Source organism: Rhizobium sp. BT03, from assembly GCF_030053155.1.
In the GTDB taxonomy this organism is placed as follows: Bacteria; Pseudomonadota; Alphaproteobacteria; order Rhizobiales; family Rhizobiaceae; genus Rhizobium.
Genome location: NZ_CP125642.1, coordinates 183852 through 199292 on the forward strand (window position 1 = coordinate 183852; position 15441 = coordinate 199292).

Annotated in this window: 15 protein-coding genes; 8 read left to right on the forward strand and 7 right to left on the reverse strand. The window is 60.9% G+C overall.

Annotated features, from left to right (window positions below):
• Positions 1–99: 99 nt before the first annotated feature.
• The 7 genes from QMO80_RS25640 (at position 100) to QMO80_RS25670 (ending at position 6749) form a co-directional block, all read left to right on the forward strand.
• Entirely contained in the window at positions 100–1047 is a 948-nt protein-coding gene (locus QMO80_RS25640; RefSeq protein ID WP_283201139.1) for a sugar ABC transporter substrate-binding protein, read from the forward strand.
• Between the two features lie 125 nt (positions 1048–1172).
• The gene (locus tag QMO80_RS25645) at positions 1173–2294 is read left to right on the forward strand and encodes an ABC transporter permease (protein ID WP_283201140.1); all 1122 of its coding nucleotides are present in this window, start codon (positions 1173–1175) and stop codon (positions 2292–2294) included.
• Between the two features lie 2 nt (positions 2295–2296).
• Positions 2297–3091, forward strand: coding sequence for an ATP-binding cassette domain-containing protein (locus QMO80_RS25650; protein WP_283201141.1), 795 nt, complete (start codon positions 2297–2299; stop codon positions 3089–3091).
• Between the two features lie 81 nt (positions 3092–3172).
• Positions 3173–3976, forward strand: a complete 804-nt coding sequence (locus tag QMO80_RS25655) for a TIM barrel protein (protein WP_283201142.1) — start codon at positions 3173–3175, stop codon at positions 3974–3976.
• Positions 3977–4021: 45 nt separating this feature from the next.
• On the forward strand, positions 4022–5014 hold the full coding sequence (iolG, locus tag QMO80_RS25660; protein WP_283201143.1) for an inositol 2-dehydrogenase: 993 nt from the start codon (positions 4022–4024) through the stop codon (positions 5012–5014).
• A gap of 109 nt (positions 5015–5123) precedes the next feature.
• A complete protein-coding gene (locus tag QMO80_RS25665) occupies positions 5124–5417 on the forward strand; it encodes a MurR/RpiR family transcriptional regulator (protein ID WP_283201144.1) in 294 nt (97 codons plus the stop codon).
• A gap of 510 nt (positions 5418–5927) precedes the next feature.
• On the forward strand, positions 5928–6749 hold the full coding sequence (locus tag QMO80_RS25670) for an oxidoreductase (protein ID WP_283201224.1): 822 nt from the start codon (positions 5928–5930) through the stop codon (positions 6747–6749).
• Between the two features lie 119 nt (positions 6750–6868).
• Here QMO80_RS25670 and purU read toward each other — a convergent pair whose 3' ends face one another.
• From purU to QMO80_RS25705, 7 genes are all read right to left on the reverse strand, one after another.
• Positions 6869–7753, reverse strand: a complete 885-nt coding sequence (purU, locus tag QMO80_RS25675; RefSeq protein WP_283201145.1) for a formyltetrahydrofolate deformylase — start codon at positions 7751–7753, stop codon at positions 6869–6871.
• Between the two features lie 162 nt (positions 7754–7915).
• Complete coding sequence (glnT, locus tag QMO80_RS25680; protein ID WP_283201146.1) at positions 7916–9223, reverse strand: type III glutamate--ammonia ligase; 1308 nt, start codon at positions 9221–9223, stop codon at positions 7916–7918.
• 81 nt (positions 9224–9304) lie between these two features.
• Complete coding sequence (locus QMO80_RS25685) at positions 9305–10633, reverse strand: FMN-binding glutamate synthase family protein (RefSeq protein ID WP_116409417.1); 1329 nt, start codon at positions 10631–10633, stop codon at positions 9305–9307.
• Positions 10634–10647: 14 nt separating this feature from the next.
• Positions 10648–11334 carry a GXGXG domain-containing protein gene (locus QMO80_RS25690; protein ID WP_283201147.1) on the reverse strand — a complete coding sequence of 229 codons (687 nt, stop codon included), beginning with the start codon at positions 11332–11334 and terminating at the stop codon, positions 10648–10650.
• A 55-nt stretch (positions 11335–11389) separates the two neighbouring features.
• Positions 11390–12295 (reverse strand): glutamine amidotransferase family protein, encoded by a 906-nt coding sequence (locus QMO80_RS25695; protein ID WP_283201148.1) that lies wholly within the window; start codon positions 12293–12295, stop codon positions 11390–11392.
• 89 nt (positions 12296–12384) lie between these two features.
• The gene (locus QMO80_RS25700) at positions 12385–13068 is read right to left on the reverse strand and encodes a helix-turn-helix domain-containing protein (protein ID WP_283201149.1); all 684 of its coding nucleotides are present in this window, start codon (positions 13066–13068) and stop codon (positions 12385–12387) included.
• 71 nt (positions 13069–13139) lie between these two features.
• On the reverse strand, positions 13140–14099 hold the full coding sequence (locus QMO80_RS25705) for a GlxA family transcriptional regulator (RefSeq protein ID WP_283201150.1): 960 nt from the start codon (positions 14097–14099) through the stop codon (positions 13140–13142).
• Positions 14100–14186: 87 nt separating this feature from the next.
• Between QMO80_RS25705 and QMO80_RS25710 the strand changes: the two genes are divergently transcribed.
• A complete protein-coding gene (locus tag QMO80_RS25710) occupies positions 14187–15437 on the forward strand; it encodes a sarcosine oxidase subunit beta family protein (protein WP_283201151.1) in 1251 nt (416 codons plus the stop codon).
• Positions 15438–15441: the final 4 nt, after the last annotated feature.

A 15441-nucleotide genomic window follows, 5' to 3' on the forward strand; every position in this document is an offset into this window, starting at 1 on the left:
GGACAAAGTAATTTTGCCAAGCTTGCTACCGGGTGCAAAAGGAGTTGCAACCGGTAGCATTGGGAAGATCCACCCGTTGGATCCTTTTGGGAGGGTAAAATGAAATTTGGTCTGAAATCACTTGTCGCAGGCGCCGCCTTGACGGCCGCGATCATCGCGTCTTCAGCAGTTGCCAATGCCGCCGACATTCGCATCGTTGCCGTCACTCACGGTCAAGCCAACGATCCATTCTGGTCCGTCGTCAAGAACGGCGTGAGCGCAGCGGCCAAGGACATGGGTGCCAGTGTCGAATATCGTGCGCCGGAAACTTTCGACATGGTGTCGATGGGGCAGCTTATCGATGCTGCCGTCAATCAGAAACCCGATGGGCTGATCGTCTCCATTCCGGACGCCTCGGCCCTTGGCCCTTCCATCAAGAAGGCCGTCGCCGCGGGGATCCCGGTCATCTCGATCAATTCCGGCTCCGATGTTTCGAAAGAGCTGGGCGCGCTTCTGCATGTCGGTCAGGACGAATATACCGCCGGCAAAGCCGCCGGCGCGAAGCTGCAGGAACTGGGCGGTAAGGAAGGCCTGTGCGTCAATCAGGAAGTCGGCAATGTTTCGCTCGATCTGCGTTGCAAGGGCTTTGCCGATGGTTTCGGCGGCAAGGTCACGGTGCTTCCTGTCAGCAACGATCCGGCCGATGTTCGGGCGAAGGTCAAGGCAGCGTTGAGTTCCAACTCAGCCGTCGATACCGTTATGGCGCTCGGCGCCAGCACAGCCGGTGAGCCGGCGTTGGCGGCTGTCGAAGATGTCGGTATGGCCGGGAAGATCAAGGTGGCAACATTCGACCTTTCGGCTGATTTTCTGAAGGCGGTGGCAGACGGCAAGGCCGCTTTCGCGATCGATCAGCAGCAATTCCTTCAGGGCTATCTGCCTGTCGTGTTTCTGGCCAATTACGCCAAATACGGGCTCATCCCGGGTGGCAACGTCCCTTCCGGTCCGAACCTGATCACCAAAGAAAAGGCCGCTCAGGTGGTCGATCTTTCTGCTAAGGGAATCCGCTGAACGAGATTGCCGAAAGGCATCCTCCCCGAAGTTCCTCCCTGTTGTCGGGGAGGAGCTTTGGTTCGATGGAACGCGCTGCAAGGCAGCGCAGATGAAGCGCCAAATTACATTCACAGGGAGGAATCATGGCTTCGCTTGAGCAGAAAGCGGCGGTTACGCCGAAAGCCGATGAGCGCATCAAGCAGGTGGGCTTTCTGACGCAACTGATGCGTCGGCCCGAGCTTGGAGCTGTGGCCGGCCTAGTGCTCGTCATCGTATTTTTCTTTCTCACCGCAGACCCCACGATGTTTTCGCTTTCGGGTGTGATGACGATCATGGCGCCGGCCTCCCAATTGGGGATCCTCGCTATCGCGGCCGCACTCCTGATGATCGGCGGCGAGTTCGATCTCTCGATCGGGTCTATGGTCGCATTCGCTGGACTGGTCTTTGGTGTCATCCTGACGAACTTCGGGCAGCCATTGTCGGTCGCCATCGTGATGACGATGCTTTTCGCCGCCTTCATGGGCGCGATCAACGGACAGATCGTGATCCATACGCGTCTGCCATCCTTTATCGTGACGCTGGCGTTCCTCTTTATTCTCCGCGGCCTGACGCTTGTCGGCCTGAAATGGGCGACCGGTGGCTCGACGCAGCTCCGCGGCGTCAGCGACCATGTCAAGGACAGCCCGCTGCTTGGAATTTTCTCCGGCGAAGCCCTGAAGGGCGCCTTCTTATGGCTTGCGGATCATGATCTGATCGACAAGTTCCCCAATGGCGTGCCGAAGGTCACGGGCGTTCCGGTTTCCGTCTTGTGGTTCGTAGCCCTTGCCCTGCTTGCGACCTGGGTCTTATTGCGTACGCGCACCGGCAACTGGGTCTTTGCGGCCGGCGGCGATCCCAATGCGGCGAGGAACTCGGGTGTCCCGGTTCACAGGGTTAAAACCGGCCTCTTTGCGCTGACGGCATGTGCGGCAGCTCTCGTCGCGATCATCACCGTACTCGATGCTGGTTCCACCGACGCCAGGCGCGGATTTCAAAAGGAATTCGAAGCCATCATCGCAGCCGTTATCGGCGGATGTCTGCTCACCGGCGGCTACGGCTCGGCGATCGGCGCCTTCTTCGGTGCGATTATCTTCGGCTCGGTTTCGATCGGCCTGACCTATACCAAGTTCGACTCCGACTGGTTTCAGGTGTTCCTCGGCTCGATGCTGTTGCTGGCCGTGCTCTTCAACAATTTCATTCGCCGCAAGGTTACCGGGGAGCGCTGATCATGGTTGACGTCAACATTCGAACTCCGGTCATCGAAGTGACCGATATCGTCAAGCACTACGGTTCGGTGATCGCATTGAACGGCGTGTCCATGCAAGTCTCCGCCGGAGAGGTGCTTTGCCTGCTGGGAGACAATGGCGCAGGCAAATCCACGCTGATCAAGACGCTATCCGGCGTTGTCCGCCCGAGCGGCGGCGAGTTCCGGGTGGAGGGAAAGCCGGTCGATTTCAGGAGCCCCCGGGATGCCCTCGATGCGGGGATCGCGACCGTCTACCAGGATCTTGCGATGATCCCCCTGATGTCGATTACCCGCAATTTCTTCATGGGGCGGGAACCTCGCAGAGGCGTCTTCCTATTCCGTCATATCGACTTCGATCACTGCAATGACGTCACGCGCGAGGAAATGCGCAAGATCGGCATCGATATCCGCGATCCCAACCAGGCCGTCGGCACGCTTTCCGGCGGTGAACGCCAGTGCGTGGCCATCGCACGAGCGGTCTATTTCGGCGCCAAGATCCTCATCCTGGACGAGCCGACCTCGGCGCTCGGCGTGGCGCAGACATCAATGGTGTTGAAGTACATCCATCAGGTCCGGCAGAAAGGATTGGGCGTTATCTTTATTACCCACAATGTCCGCCACGCCTATGCGGTGGCCGACCGTTTCACCATCCTCAACCGCGGTCAAACGCTTGGCACATACGCAAAGGCGAACATCGCGATGGACGAGCTCCAGAACCTGATGGCCGGTGGCAAGGAGCTGCAGCAACTGTCCGAAGAACTCGGCGGTACGATCTAGCCCGCGGTTACACCACAAGCGGTTCGACCATTGCAAAGAAGCAATCGCCTCTCATTCACGCAATAACGATGGAACACGATCATGGACGATCGATCACAAAATTCCTTGCCTCCGTTCACGCTCGCCGCCTGTGCGGAAATGCTCTGGCGCGACAAACCGATCGAGTGGCGCGCCTCGCGCCTGAAGGAAATGGGCTTCGGCGTTGGTCTGTGGAATTGGCCGGAGCACGATCTCGGCAAGTTGGAGGCAACGGGCGCGACCTTTACAATCATGAACGGCTATCTCGCCGGTCGTCTGACGGACGACGAAGGTGCCGCCGAACTTCTCAAGACGGCACGCGAAACGGCGCAGATCGGTAAGCGGCTCGGCGTGCAAAGGCTCAATCTGCACGGCACAGGTCTGGGAGACAGAGGCTTGCCGGTCCAGCCAGTCGAAGTCGTGACCGGCGCCATGTGGCTGAAGGCGCGTGACACCCTCTGCCGTGTCGTCGACATGGCCGAAGAAGAAGGCGTCACCTTCACGCTCGAGAACCTCAACCTGCCGGTCGATCATCCGGGCGTGCCGTTCGGGCGCGCCGAAGACACGTTGGTGCTTGTCTCCAGCGTCAATCATCCTCGGCTCCGCCTTAATCTCGATCTCTACCATGCCCAGATTGGCGAGGGAAACCTGATCGAGCTTTGCCGCAAATGCCTGCCTTGGATCGGCGAAATCCAGGTTGCCGATGTGCCTGGCCGCTGCGAGCCCGGTACCGGCGAGGTCAACTGGAACGGCGTCGCCAAGGCGCTAAACGCCATGGGTTATTCCGGCCCGGTGGGCATGGAGGCCTGGGCCTCCGGCGACGATGAGGCCGCGCTTGCCCGCTTTCGCGACTCCTTCACGATCTGAACAATGAGACAGGTCTCAACGCTTATACATAATGGAGAAATACCGATGATTAGGTTTGGAGTGATCGGCGCCGGCCGGATAGGCAAGGTGCATGCCTCGACCATTGCGGCGAACCGCAAGGCGAAGCTTGCTTACGTGGCGGATGCCTTCACGGCCTCTGCAGATGCGCTTGCGGCGCAGACGGGCGCCGAGGTAGCCAGCGCGGAGGATGTCATCAATTCCGCGAACGTCGATGCGATCCTGATCGCGACGCCGACGCCGAGCCACGCCGACCTGATCGAGGCCGCCTCGAGAGCCGGCAAGGCAGTCCTTTGCGAGAAACCGGTCTCCCTTTCGGTCGAACGCATAAATGCCTGCCTCGATGTGGTCGATAAGAACAATTCGACACTGATGATCGGCTTCAATCGCCGTTTCGACCCGAATTTTGCCAATGTGGAAGCGCGCCTGCGCCACGGCGATATCGGCGAGATCGAGATCGTGACGATCACCAGCCGGGATCCCGCACCGCCGCCGCCGGAATACGTACAGTCTTCGGGCGGCCTCTTCCGGGACATGATGATCCATGATTTCGACATGGCCCGCTTCCTGATGGGCGAAGAATTCGTCGTCGTAAATGCACTCGGATCGTCGCTTGTCGACAAGGCAATCGGAGCCGAGGGCGATGTGGACACCGCCGCGGTGCAGATGCAGACGGCTTCCGGGCGCATTGCGGTCATTACCAATTCGCGCCGCGCGACCTACGGCTACGACCAGCGCATCGAAGTCCACGGCGCCACCGGCATGTTGGCGGCGAAAAACATCCAGGCAACGAGCGTCGAGCTTTCTAATGCCGGCGGCATCTGCGGCGATCCCGTCCAGTATTTCTTCCTCGAACGTTACGCCCAGGCCTACGCCCACGAGATCGATGCCTTCATCGACGCGGTCGACAGCGGCAATCGGTCGCCCAGACCGAGCGGTTTTGATGGCCTGCAGGCACAGAAACTGGCGGAGGCGGCCACCGAGAGCTGGCGCACTGGCAGGCCGATCGCCGTCAACTAACGTTGGAGGCGAGACAGCCTGATCCGAAGGATCCGCTGTCTCGCCTGCCCCAAGACGACGGGAACCGCGTGCTGCTCGTAAATTAATGGCAGATCGTTCGGAGACGCCAGTGCCAAACATCCCCCATACAAGCGATCAACATCCCCAAACTTTGCGGGAGATAGAGCAGTTTATTGCCAAGAAGCGGATCCGACTGCCCAGGCAGCTGGAGCAGGTGGCCAGGCAGATGCTTGCGCAGCCGGAATTAATCGCCTTCGAAAGCGCAGCCGCTGTCGCGAAAAAATGCAATGTCTCGCAAACCACAGTCATGAGGCTTGGCAGCCATCTCGGAATTGGATCCTACCGCAGCCTGAAAAAACTCTGTGCCTCACATATTCGAGAACGTTTCGAGTTTACGCCATGAGGCGCCTCGGCTTGCTGCGTTGAGTGGCGTCGGACTGCGACGTTGATTCCTTATCGGATGTCATGCCTGGGCACCTGCAGGTCGCGGCATTATTGGCGATCGCCTGCTGGATAATTCCCTAAATCGGAATCGATTTAAGCACAAAATTATACAGCAATTCAAAGTGCTACAGCGTCCTTTGCGAGTCTGAAAGGCGCGCGGCGCTGTAGCAGAGCCCGGATGACTTCAACGCCTGGCTACCAGCTTTGCGAGGGCCGTCCTTGCGCGCGACGGTGTCTGAGCCGCCGCGATATCGGCTGAGATCGGGAGAGCGGTCGTCACCGAAAAAACTCTGCAAAGCAAAAAGTGCTTGCTTTTATATTTCGACTGACATCTAAAGCAAAAATAGATGTAGATCGAAATCTTACGCGCTTGGATGCCGGGGTCTGGGAAGCTGTCCTTTGGCGACAGGGTGAAAGTTCCGACCCTTCTATTGAAGCCCGTAATCAACCACTCGCGCCAGGAGCATCCATGTCTCAAAATAAAGTTGTCGTCATCACCGGAGCATCCTCCGGAATAGGCGAAGCCACAGCCCGCCTTCTCGTACAACACGGCTTCCAGGTTTTTGGGGGCGTACGCAACCCTAACCGTGTCAACGCTATCCCCGGCGTGCGCTATGGAACTGTCGACGTGACCGATGACGCTTCGGTCTCCAATTTTGTTCAATGGGTTTTGTCCGAGGCAGGCAAGATCGACATCCTGGTCAATAATGCCGGCGTTTCGCTGGTCGGCCCTGTCGAGAACACGTCGCCTGCCGAAGCGCAAACGGTATTCGATGCCAATGTTTTCGGCCCTTTGCGGATGATCCGCGCTGCCTTGCCCTCCATGCGCGCCGCCCGCAGCGGGCTGATCATCAATATCAGCTCGGTCCTCGGCTTCCTGCCGGCACCGTTCATGGGAATATATGCCAGCAGCAAGCATGCGCTCGAAGGATTGTCGGAGTCGCTGGACCATGAGGTTCGCGAGTTCAACGTGCGCGTCGTGCTGATTGAGCCGACCTTCACCAACACCAAGCTCGATGTAAACGCGGCACAGACCGAGGCACCCTTGGGAGCTTACGCGGCGCAGGCGGACGCGACCATCAAGGCGGTACAGGCCCAGATCAAAACCGCGCCGTCGCCTGTAAAGGTTGCGGAGAAGATATTGGCGGCAATCAACGGCCCATACAAAATGCGCCAACCGGCCGGCGGCCAGGCGACGCTTCTAAGCCGGCTGCGCAGGTTTATGCCGGCGAGCGCGGTCGACAGCAGCCTGCGCAAGACGTTCGGCTTCGGAAAGCGTCCTGCGTCCTAAGTCTTGTCCAAACTTGCGGATGTCGTCGGCTCACCGGCCTAATTTAGCGTGAGGACCCCAGCGCGCGCCGAGCGACTGGCGGAACAGGCTTGTCTAAATTTCCGGCTGGCCGGCGGCGTTCAACCCATGCGTTCGGAAGCGTAGCTGCCGGGGCTTGCCGGGAAGACGACGGTGCGGTTGCCGTTGATGAAGGTACGGTGATGGATATGGGCGTGGATGGCGCGGGCCAGCACCTGGCTTTCGACGTCGCGGCCGATCGAGACGTAGTCGTCGGGCGACTGGGCATGGGTGATGCGCGCCGTATCCTGCTCGATGATCGGGCCTTCGTCGAGATCGGCGGTGACGTAATGGGCGGTGGCGCCGATCAGTTTGACGCCGCGGCCATAGGCCTGCTTGTAGGGGTTAGCGCCCTTGAAGCTCGGCAGGAAGGAATGGTGGATGTTGATGATCTTGCCCGACATCTTCTGGCACATCTCGTCCGACAGGATCTGCATGTAGCGGGCAAGCACGATCAGCTCGGTGCCGGTCTGCTCGGCCACCGACATGATATGGGCTTCGGCCTGCACCTTGTTGGCCTTGGTGACCGGAATATGGTGGAAGGGAATGTCGTGGTTGACGACGACCTTCTGGTAGTCGAAATGGTTGGAGACGACGCCGACGATGTCGATCGAAAGCGCCCCGATCTTCCAGCGGTAGAGCAGGTCGTTGAGACAATGGCCGAAGCGCGACACCATCAGCAGCACCTTCATGCGCTTCTCGCTGTCGTGAAATTCGTAGTCCATCGAAAAGGGTGCGGCGACGGCGGCAAAATCGGCGCCGATCTCTGAGCCGGACAGGCCCTCTTCCGAAATGAAGGAGACGCGCATGAAGAACTTGCCGGTATCGAGATCGTCGAACTGCGAGCTGTCGATGATGTTGCAGCCCTTTTCCGCCAGATAGCTCGAAATCGCCGCAACGATGCCGCGCGTCGATCTGCAGGATACGGTGAGTACGACGTTTTTCATGCTGTCTCTTCCTTGGCCAGATCAGGTGCCCGGGGATGCGACGACGCCGAAGCTTGTCAGCCCCGGCGTGTCGGTGGTCATTTAATGCATGTCGCCGGAAAGTGTGCAGCGGTTTCCGGATAACGACATGCACAAAAACAAAGAGCTAAAGCGGTCGGCCCCTCAGATGTCGAGCGTGCTGTCGCGTTCCCACTGGGTGAAATGCGAGCAGTAGGTATTCCATTCCCGGTGCTTGAGCTTGAGATAGGCGGCGGAAAATTCCAGGCCCATGGCCTGCTTCAAGCCCTCATCTGCATCATAAGCGCGCAGCGCATCGAGAAGGTTGAGCGGCAGGCGCGGCGCGCCCTTCACCAGATGGCCCTCGGCATACATGTCGATATCGTAGTGCCGGCCGGGGTCTGCCTGGCTGCGGATGCCGTCGAGGCCGGCGGCGATGATGATCGCCTGCAGCAAGTAGGGATTGACCGCCCCATCCGGCAGGCGCAGCTCGAAACGTCCCGGTCCCGGAACGCGCACCATGTGGGTGCGGTTGTTGCCGGTCCAGGTGACGGTGTTCGGCGACCAGGTAGCGCCGGAGGTGGTGCGCGGCGCGTTGATGCGCTTGTAGGAATTGACCGTCGGATTGGTGACAGCGGCAAGTGCCGAGGCGTGCTTCATGATGCCGCCGAGGAAGGTCTTGCCCTGAGCCGAGAGGCCGAAAGCCATTTCCTTGTCGGCAAAGGCGTTGACCTTGCCGTCGATGTCCCAGACCGAAATATGGGCGTGGCAGCCGTTTCCGGTCAGGCCCTTGAAGGGCTTCGGCATGAAGGTGGCGCGAAGGCCGTGTTTTTCGGCGACCGACTTGACCATGAACTTGAAGAAGGAGTGCTTGTCCGCCGTCTTCAGAACGTCGTCATATTCCCAGTTCATCTCGAACTGGCCGTTCGCATCCTCGTGGTCGTTCTGATAGGGCTTCCAGCCGAGTTCGAGCATGTAATCGCAAATTTCGGCGATGACGTCATAGCGGCGCATCACCGCCTGCTGATCGTAGCAAGGCTTCTCGGCGGTATCGAACTGATCCGAGATGACGGAACCATCCGCGGAGATCAGGAAGAATTCCGGCTCGACGCCGGTTTTTACCCTGAGCCCTTCTTTCGCAGCCTCGGCGACCAGTCTTTTCAGGAGCACACGCGGCGCCTGTTCGACCGGCTGATCGTCCATGACGCAGTCGGCCGCAACCCAGGCGACGTCTTTCTTCCAGGGCAGCTGGATGACGGAGGACGCATCGGGAACCGCGAACAGGTCGGGATGGGCGGGCGTCAGGTCGAGCCAGGTGGCAAAGCCCGCAAAGCCCGCGCCGTCTTTCTGCATATCGGCAATGGCTTCCGCCGGAACCAGCTTGGCGCGTTGGGCGCCGAACAGGTCCGTGTAGCTGATCATGAAATATTTGATGCCTTTTTCGGAGGCGTATTGCGAGAGGTCCAGTGTCACATTTGTCCCCTTGTATTGATCTTAGACACTTGATGATGAAGCCGGCCGCATCCTCCCAAACGCGCCCGGCCGGGCGTTTTTTTAAAAACCGGTCTTGCCGGGGATCCAGTTGGTGCCGGCGAGCGGCACTTGCGCCATGGCCGACGCCTCGATCGTCAGTGCGACGAGGTCTTCCGGCTCGAGGTTGTGAAGATGGTTCTTGCCGCAGGCACGCGCGATGGTCTGCGCCTCGAGCGTCATCACCTTGAGGTAGTTGGCAAGGCGGCGGCCGGCCGCAACCGGATCGAGGCGTTTTGCAAGCTCCGGATCCTGGGTGGTGATGCCGGCCGGATCCTTGCCTTCATGCCAGTCGTCATAGGCGCCGGCCGTCGTGCCGAGCTTCTGATATTCCGCTTCCCAGTGGGGATCGTTGTCGCCGATGGCGACGAGTGCGGCGGTGCCGATCGCCACCGCATCGGCGCCGAGCGCCAATGCCTTTGCGACGTCGGCACCCGAGCGGATGCCGCCCGAAACGATCAGCTGCACTTTGCGGTGCATACCGAGTTCCTGCAGCGCCTGGACGGCCGGACGAATGCAGGCAAGTGTCGGCATGCCGACATTCTCGATGAAGACGTCCTGGGTCGCCGCCGTGCCGCCCTGCATGCCGTCGAGCACGACGACGTCGGCGCCTGCTTTCACCGCAAGGGCCGTGTCGTAATAGGGCCGCGCGCCGCCGATCTTGACGTAGATCGGCTTTTCCCAATCGGTGATCTCGCGCAGCTCCATGATCTTGATTTCAAGATCGTCGGGGCCGGTCCAATCCGGATGGCGGCAGGCCGAACGCTGGTCGATGCCCTTCGGCAGGTTGCGCATATTGGCGACGCGGTCGGAGATCTTCTGGCCGAGCAGCATGCCGCCGCCGCCGGGCTTGGCGCCCTGGCCGACCACGACTTCGATCGCATCGGCGCGGCGCAGATCCTTGGGGTTCATGCCGTAGCGCGAGGGCAGATATTGATAGACCAGCGTCTGCGAATGGCCGCGCTCCTCGTCGGTCATGCCGCCGTCGCCTGTCGTGGTAGAGGTGCCCGATATCGTCGCACCGCGGCCGAGCGCTTCCTTGGCATTGCCGGACAGCGCGCCGAAGCTCATGCCGGCAATGGTGATCGGCGTCTTCAGCGTGATCGGTTTCTTGGCGAAGCGTGAGCCGAGCACCACTGTCGTGTCGCACTTCTCGCGATAACCTTCGAGCGGGTAGCGCGAGATGGAGGCGCCGAGAAACAACAGATCGTCGAAATGCGGAACCTTGCGCTTGGTGCCGGCGCCGCGGATGTCATAGATGCCGGTCGCCGCCGCGCGGCGGATTTCGGCGAGCGTATAATCGTCGAAGGTCGCGGACTTGCGTGGCGGGGTATAGGGGTTGTGATAGCTCATGGGGATCCCTCGCCTCAATACGCGTCGGCGTTGTCGATGTTGAAATTGTAGAGCTTGCGGGCCGAGCCGTAGCGCTTGAACTCTTCGGGCCTGACGTCGGTCACCCCTGCGCGCTCGAGCAGCTCGGCAAGCTTCTCCAGATGCTCCCGCCGCATCTCTTTCTCGATGCAGTCGGAGCCGAGGCTCTTGACCTCGCCGCGGACGAAAAGCTTGGCTTCGTAGAGCGAATCCCCCAGCGCATCGCCGGCGTCGCCGAGCACGACGAGATGGCCGGACTGGCCCATGAAGGCCGACATGTGGCCGATGCTGCCGTGAACGACGATGTCGATGCCCTTCATCGAAATGCCGCAGCGCGAGGCCGCGTTGCCCTTGATGACGAGCAGGCCGCCGCGGCCGGTGGCGCCGGCATACTGGCTGGCGTCGCCTTCGATGACGACGGTGCCGGACATCATGTTTTCGGCAACGCCCGGACCGGCGGACCCATGAACCGTAACCCTGCCGCCGTCATTCATGCCGGCGCAGTAATAGCCGACCGAGCCTCTGACGGCGACCGTGACGGGGCTGTCGATGCCGACGGCGACGGCATGGCTGCCGCGCGGGTTGATGACCTCGAATTCGGTGTCGTTGGCGCCTTGGGAAAGGGCATGCAGCGCGCTGTTCAGTTCGCGAAGAGGAGTGTTGGAAAGATCGAATGTCGGCATTGAATCCTCGTTGGTCCGGGAGACGGCCTAGGCCGACTCCTGCTGTCAGGCGTCTTCAGGCCGCCTTGTCGTGATCCCAGAAATAAACGGTCGCCGGCTCCGGCTCCCAGACGCGGGCATTCTCGATGCCGGGAAGGTTGACCAGCGCGCGGTATTCCGAGCCGAAGGCGACATACTGGTCGGTCTCGGCCATGACGGCGGGCTTGCAGGCGATCGGATCGCGCACCACGCCGAAGCCGGATTTGGTGCCGACGACGAAGGTGAAGAAGCCGTCGAGATCGTCGAGCGCGCGGGTCAGCGCCTGGCCGAGATCCTTGCCCTTGGCCATTTCGGCGGTGAGATAGGCGGCGGCGACTTCGGAATCGTTCTGCGTTTCGAAGCTCATGCCTTCGCGGATGAGTTCGCGGCGCAGATTGTTGTGGTTGGACAGCGAGCCGTTGTGCACGAGGCACTGGTCGGCGCCGGTCGAGAACGGATGGGCGCCGAGCGTGGTGACGGCGGATTCCGTCGCCATGCGGGTATGGCCGATGCCGTGGGTGCCGATCATGGTGCGGACGTCGAACCGCTTCACGACATCTTTCGGAAGGCCGATTTCCTTGTAGATCTCGACGCTTTCGCCCGATCCCATCAGACGGACCGCCGGGCGGATCTCTTCGAGCGCCTTGCGCACGGTTCCAAGCTTGGAGGCATCAAGCTCGATGACCGCATGCGTGCTCTTGATCGATACCTCGGCTTTGATGCCGGCCTTCTCGAGGTCGGCGGCAAGGCCTTCGAAGTCCGCGCTGGGGTTGGCGGACTGGATGGTGATCTTCGCCCTGCCCTCGGCAGCACCGCCATAGATCGCGATGCCGGCCGAATCCGGCCCGCGATCCGTCATGGTGATCAGCATATCCGAGAGCAGATTTCCCAACTGAGATTCAAGGCTCTTGTCCTTGAGGAACAGTCCAACAATGCCGCACATAGCGCGTGCCTCCGTTCATGTTGAGAAAGGAGTAGCAGGTCTGTTTCAGGGCATCAACTGGGAAGAATAAATTTTTCTTTTAAGGCAAATCAGCTTCTGGAGTTCTGCTGGGGATAACTGATGATCGAGAGGTATTTGCTCGGCAGCTTCACCAGCTGTTCCGGCCCATGCGGCGCATCGGCATCGAAGAACAGGCTGTCGCCCGGCTGCATCTGGAAAAGCTGGTCGCCGTGGCGGTAGATAACCTCGCCTTCGAGCATATAGAGAAACTCCATGCCCTCGTGCTGAAAGGTCGGGAAGACATCGGAGTCGGCCGTCAGCGTGATGAGATAGGGCTCGACGATGACGCCGCTGGTATTGTTGTCGATATGGCCGAGCAGATTATATTGATGGCCGGCGCGCGTGCCGCGCCGTTCCAGCTCGATACCCTGCCCCGCCTTGACGAAGACGGCGTTGCGCGGCTCCTCATAGCGGCGGAAGAAAGCGGTCATCGGCACGCCGAGCGCCCGTGACAGCGATTGCAGTGTCGTCAGCGACGGCGAGATGTTGCCGTTTTCGATCTTCGACAGCATGCCGAGCGAAATGCCGGTCGCAGCCGCGAGATCGGTGACGGTGATGCCGAGTTTTTTGCGGTAGGCGCGCACCTCATGGCCGATCGCCATTTCGAGGTTGTTTTCCTTCGGTTCCCGAACGGCATGCGGATCCTGCGAAAAGGGCGTGCGTCCGCCATGCGCCTCGTCCGGTTGATTTGCCGCTTCACGCTTGGTTTTCATGCTGCCGCCTTCGCTTTTGTCCGAAGCCAACCCTATCGTCATAGTGAAATTTTCTCAACCGTGAAGAAAACCTATTCCCGCCGCGCCTCGCGCGGAGCGATGCCGTAGGCGGCGCGGAACAGCCGGGAAAAATGGCTGAGACTGGAAAAGCCGGTGGCGACCGCGATCTCCGAGACGGAAAGCGGGCTCTGTTTCAGCAGGCGATGGGCATGCTGCAGCCTGATCCGATGGTATTGATCGAGAAAGGTGGTGCCGAGATGGGCTGAGAAGAGCCGGTCGAGATGGCGGGTGGTGACGCCGGCGATGCGTGCCATGGCGGCGCGGCCGAGCGGCATTTCGATCGTCTCCTCCATGCGTTCGAGAACGCTGAGCAGCCCGGGATGATGGACGCCGTAGCGCTCGGCCAGCGAGGCGCGCTGCGGGGCGGCGGGCTCGTTGACCTCGGTGTGAAGATACCAGTCGCTGACGCGGCGGGCGAAATCCGGTCCCATGCGCTCGGCGATCAGCACATGCATCATGTCGAGCGGTGCGATGCCGCCGCCGCAGGTGATGCGGTTGGCGTCGATCATGAAGCGCGCCTGGCGCGGCGTGAGATCCGGGAAGGCCTCGAGAAGGGCGGCGGCATGCTCCCAGTGGATGGTAAAATCGCGGCCGGCAAGCAGTCCGGCGGCCGCCATCAGATAGGGACCGCCCGAAATGCCGCCGATCCTCACACCTTCGCGCGCCAACTGCCTCAGGCAGGCAAGCACGCCGGGATAACGCCAGTCCCGCGGCAAGCCGCCGGCGCAGACGAAGGCCGTGCCGAGGCCTGAACCCCTGGCCGGTAGAGCTTCGGCCGGCACGCTGACGCCCGAGGACGAGAGCACCGGCGCGCCGTCCGGCGAAAAGATCGACAGGCGATAGATCTCTCGTCCGGCCAAAAGGTTTGCCGCTCTGAGCGGCTCGGTCGCCGAGGCATAGGACATCAGTGCAAATCCCGGGATCAGGATGAAGCCGATCTCCTGGACATTTCTATTATCGGATGAGGACATGTCTCTTTTCTAACCATTTATGTCCTAATTGCGCAAGTCGCGCGTCGCCTTTCTGGCATCATGCGGTCGTTCCATTCGGATTGACCCATGCGCTACTCTGCTCTTTCGATTTTCCTCAACGGCCTTCGCGGCAACAAAAGCTGGGCGCCCGCCTGGCGTGACCCCGCGCCGAAGCCGCATTATGATGTCGTCATTGTCGGCGGCGGCGGTCACGGCCTTGCCACCGCGTATTATCTCGCCAAGGAATTCGGCATCACCAATGTCGCCGTCCTCGAAAAGGGCTATCTCGGCTCCGGCAATATCGGCCGGAACACGACGATCATCCGCTCGAACTACCTGCTTCCCGGCAACAATCCTTTCTACGAGCTGTCGATGAAGCTTTGGGAAGGGCTGGAGCAGGACTTCAATTTCAACGCCATGGTCTCGCAGCGCGGCGTGCTCAACCTCTTCCATTCCGATGCGCAGCGCGATGCCTATACGCGCCGCGGCAACGCCATGCGGCTGCACGGGGTCGATGCGGAGCTTCTCGATCGGCAGGCGGTGCGCAAAAAGCTGCCCTTCCTCGATTTCGACAATGCGCGTTTCCCGGTGATGGGCGCCCTGTTCCAGCCGCGCGGCGGCACGGTGCGCCACGATGCGGTCGCCTGGGGTTATGCGCGCGGCGCCGACAGCCGCGGCGTCGACATCATCACCCAATGCGAGGTGACCGGAATCCGCCGCGAAAACGGTCAGGTGACCGGCGTCGAGACCAGCAGGGGCTTTATCGGCTGCGGCAAGCTGGCGCTGGCGGCGGCCGGCAATTCCACCGTCGTCGCCGATATGGCCGGCCTTCGCCTGCCGATCGAAAGCCATGTGCTGCAGGCCTTCGTCTCCGAAGGGCTGAAACCCTTCATCGACAATGTCGTCACCTTCGGCGCCGGACATTTCTACGTCTCCCAGTCTGATAAGGGCGGCCTTGTTTTCGGCGGCGATATCGACGGCTACAATTCCTATGCCCAGCGCGGCAATCTGGCGTCGGTCGAGCATGTCGCCGAAGCGGGGCTGGCGATGATCCCATCCCTGTCGCGGGTGCGTTATCTCCGTTCCTGGGGCGGGGTGATGGACATGAGCATGGACGGCTCGCCGATCATCGACCGCACCCATATCGGTAATCTCTATCTCAACGCCGGCTGGTGTTACGGCGGCTTCAAGGCGACGCCCGCCTCCGGCTTCTGCTACGCCCATCTGATCGCCCGCAACACGCCGCATCAGACGGCGCGCGCCTTCCGGCTCGACCGTTTCGCGCGCGGCTATCCGATCGACGAAAAGGGCGTCGGCGCCCAGCCCAATCTGCACTGAGGAC

Coding starts and splice junctions, on each gene's coding strand:
- QMO80_RS25640 (WP_283201139.1), top strand. CDS start 100: ATGAAATTTGGTCTGAAATCACTTGTCGCAGGCGCCGCCTTGACGGCC.
- QMO80_RS25645 (WP_283201140.1), top strand. CDS start 1,173: ATGGCTTCGCTTGAGCAGAAAGCGGCGGTTACGCCGAAAGCCGATGAG.
- QMO80_RS25650 (WP_283201141.1), top strand. CDS start 2,297: ATGGTTGACGTCAACATTCGAACTCCGGTCATCGAAGTGACCGATATC.
- QMO80_RS25655 (WP_283201142.1), top strand. CDS start 3,173: ATGGACGATCGATCACAAAATTCCTTGCCTCCGTTCACGCTCGCCGCC.
- iolG (WP_283201143.1), top strand. CDS start 4,022: ATGATTAGGTTTGGAGTGATCGGCGCCGGCCGGATAGGCAAGGTGCAT.
- QMO80_RS25670 (WP_283201224.1), top strand. CDS start 5,928: ATGTCTCAAAATAAAGTTGTCGTCATCACCGGAGCATCCTCCGGAATA.
- purU (WP_283201145.1), bottom strand. CDS start 7,753: ATGAAAAACGTCGTACTCACCGTATCCTGCAGATCGACGCGCGGCATC.
- QMO80_RS25685 (WP_116409417.1), bottom strand. CDS start 10,633: ATGAGCTATCACAACCCCTATACCCCGCCACGCAAGTCCGCGACCTTC.
- QMO80_RS25690 (WP_283201147.1), bottom strand. CDS start 11,334: ATGCCGACATTCGATCTTTCCAACACTCCTCTTCGCGAACTGAACAGC.
- QMO80_RS25695 (WP_283201148.1), bottom strand. CDS start 12,295: ATGTGCGGCATTGTTGGACTGTTCCTCAAGGACAAGAGCCTTGAATCT.
- QMO80_RS25700 (WP_283201149.1), bottom strand. CDS start 13,068: ATGAAAACCAAGCGTGAAGCGGCAAATCAACCGGACGAGGCGCATGGC.
- QMO80_RS25705 (WP_283201150.1), bottom strand. CDS start 14,099: ATGTCCTCATCCGATAATAGAAATGTCCAGGAGATCGGCTTCATCCTG.
- QMO80_RS25710 (WP_283201151.1), top strand. CDS start 14,187: ATGCGCTACTCTGCTCTTTCGATTTTCCTCAACGGCCTTCGCGGCAAC.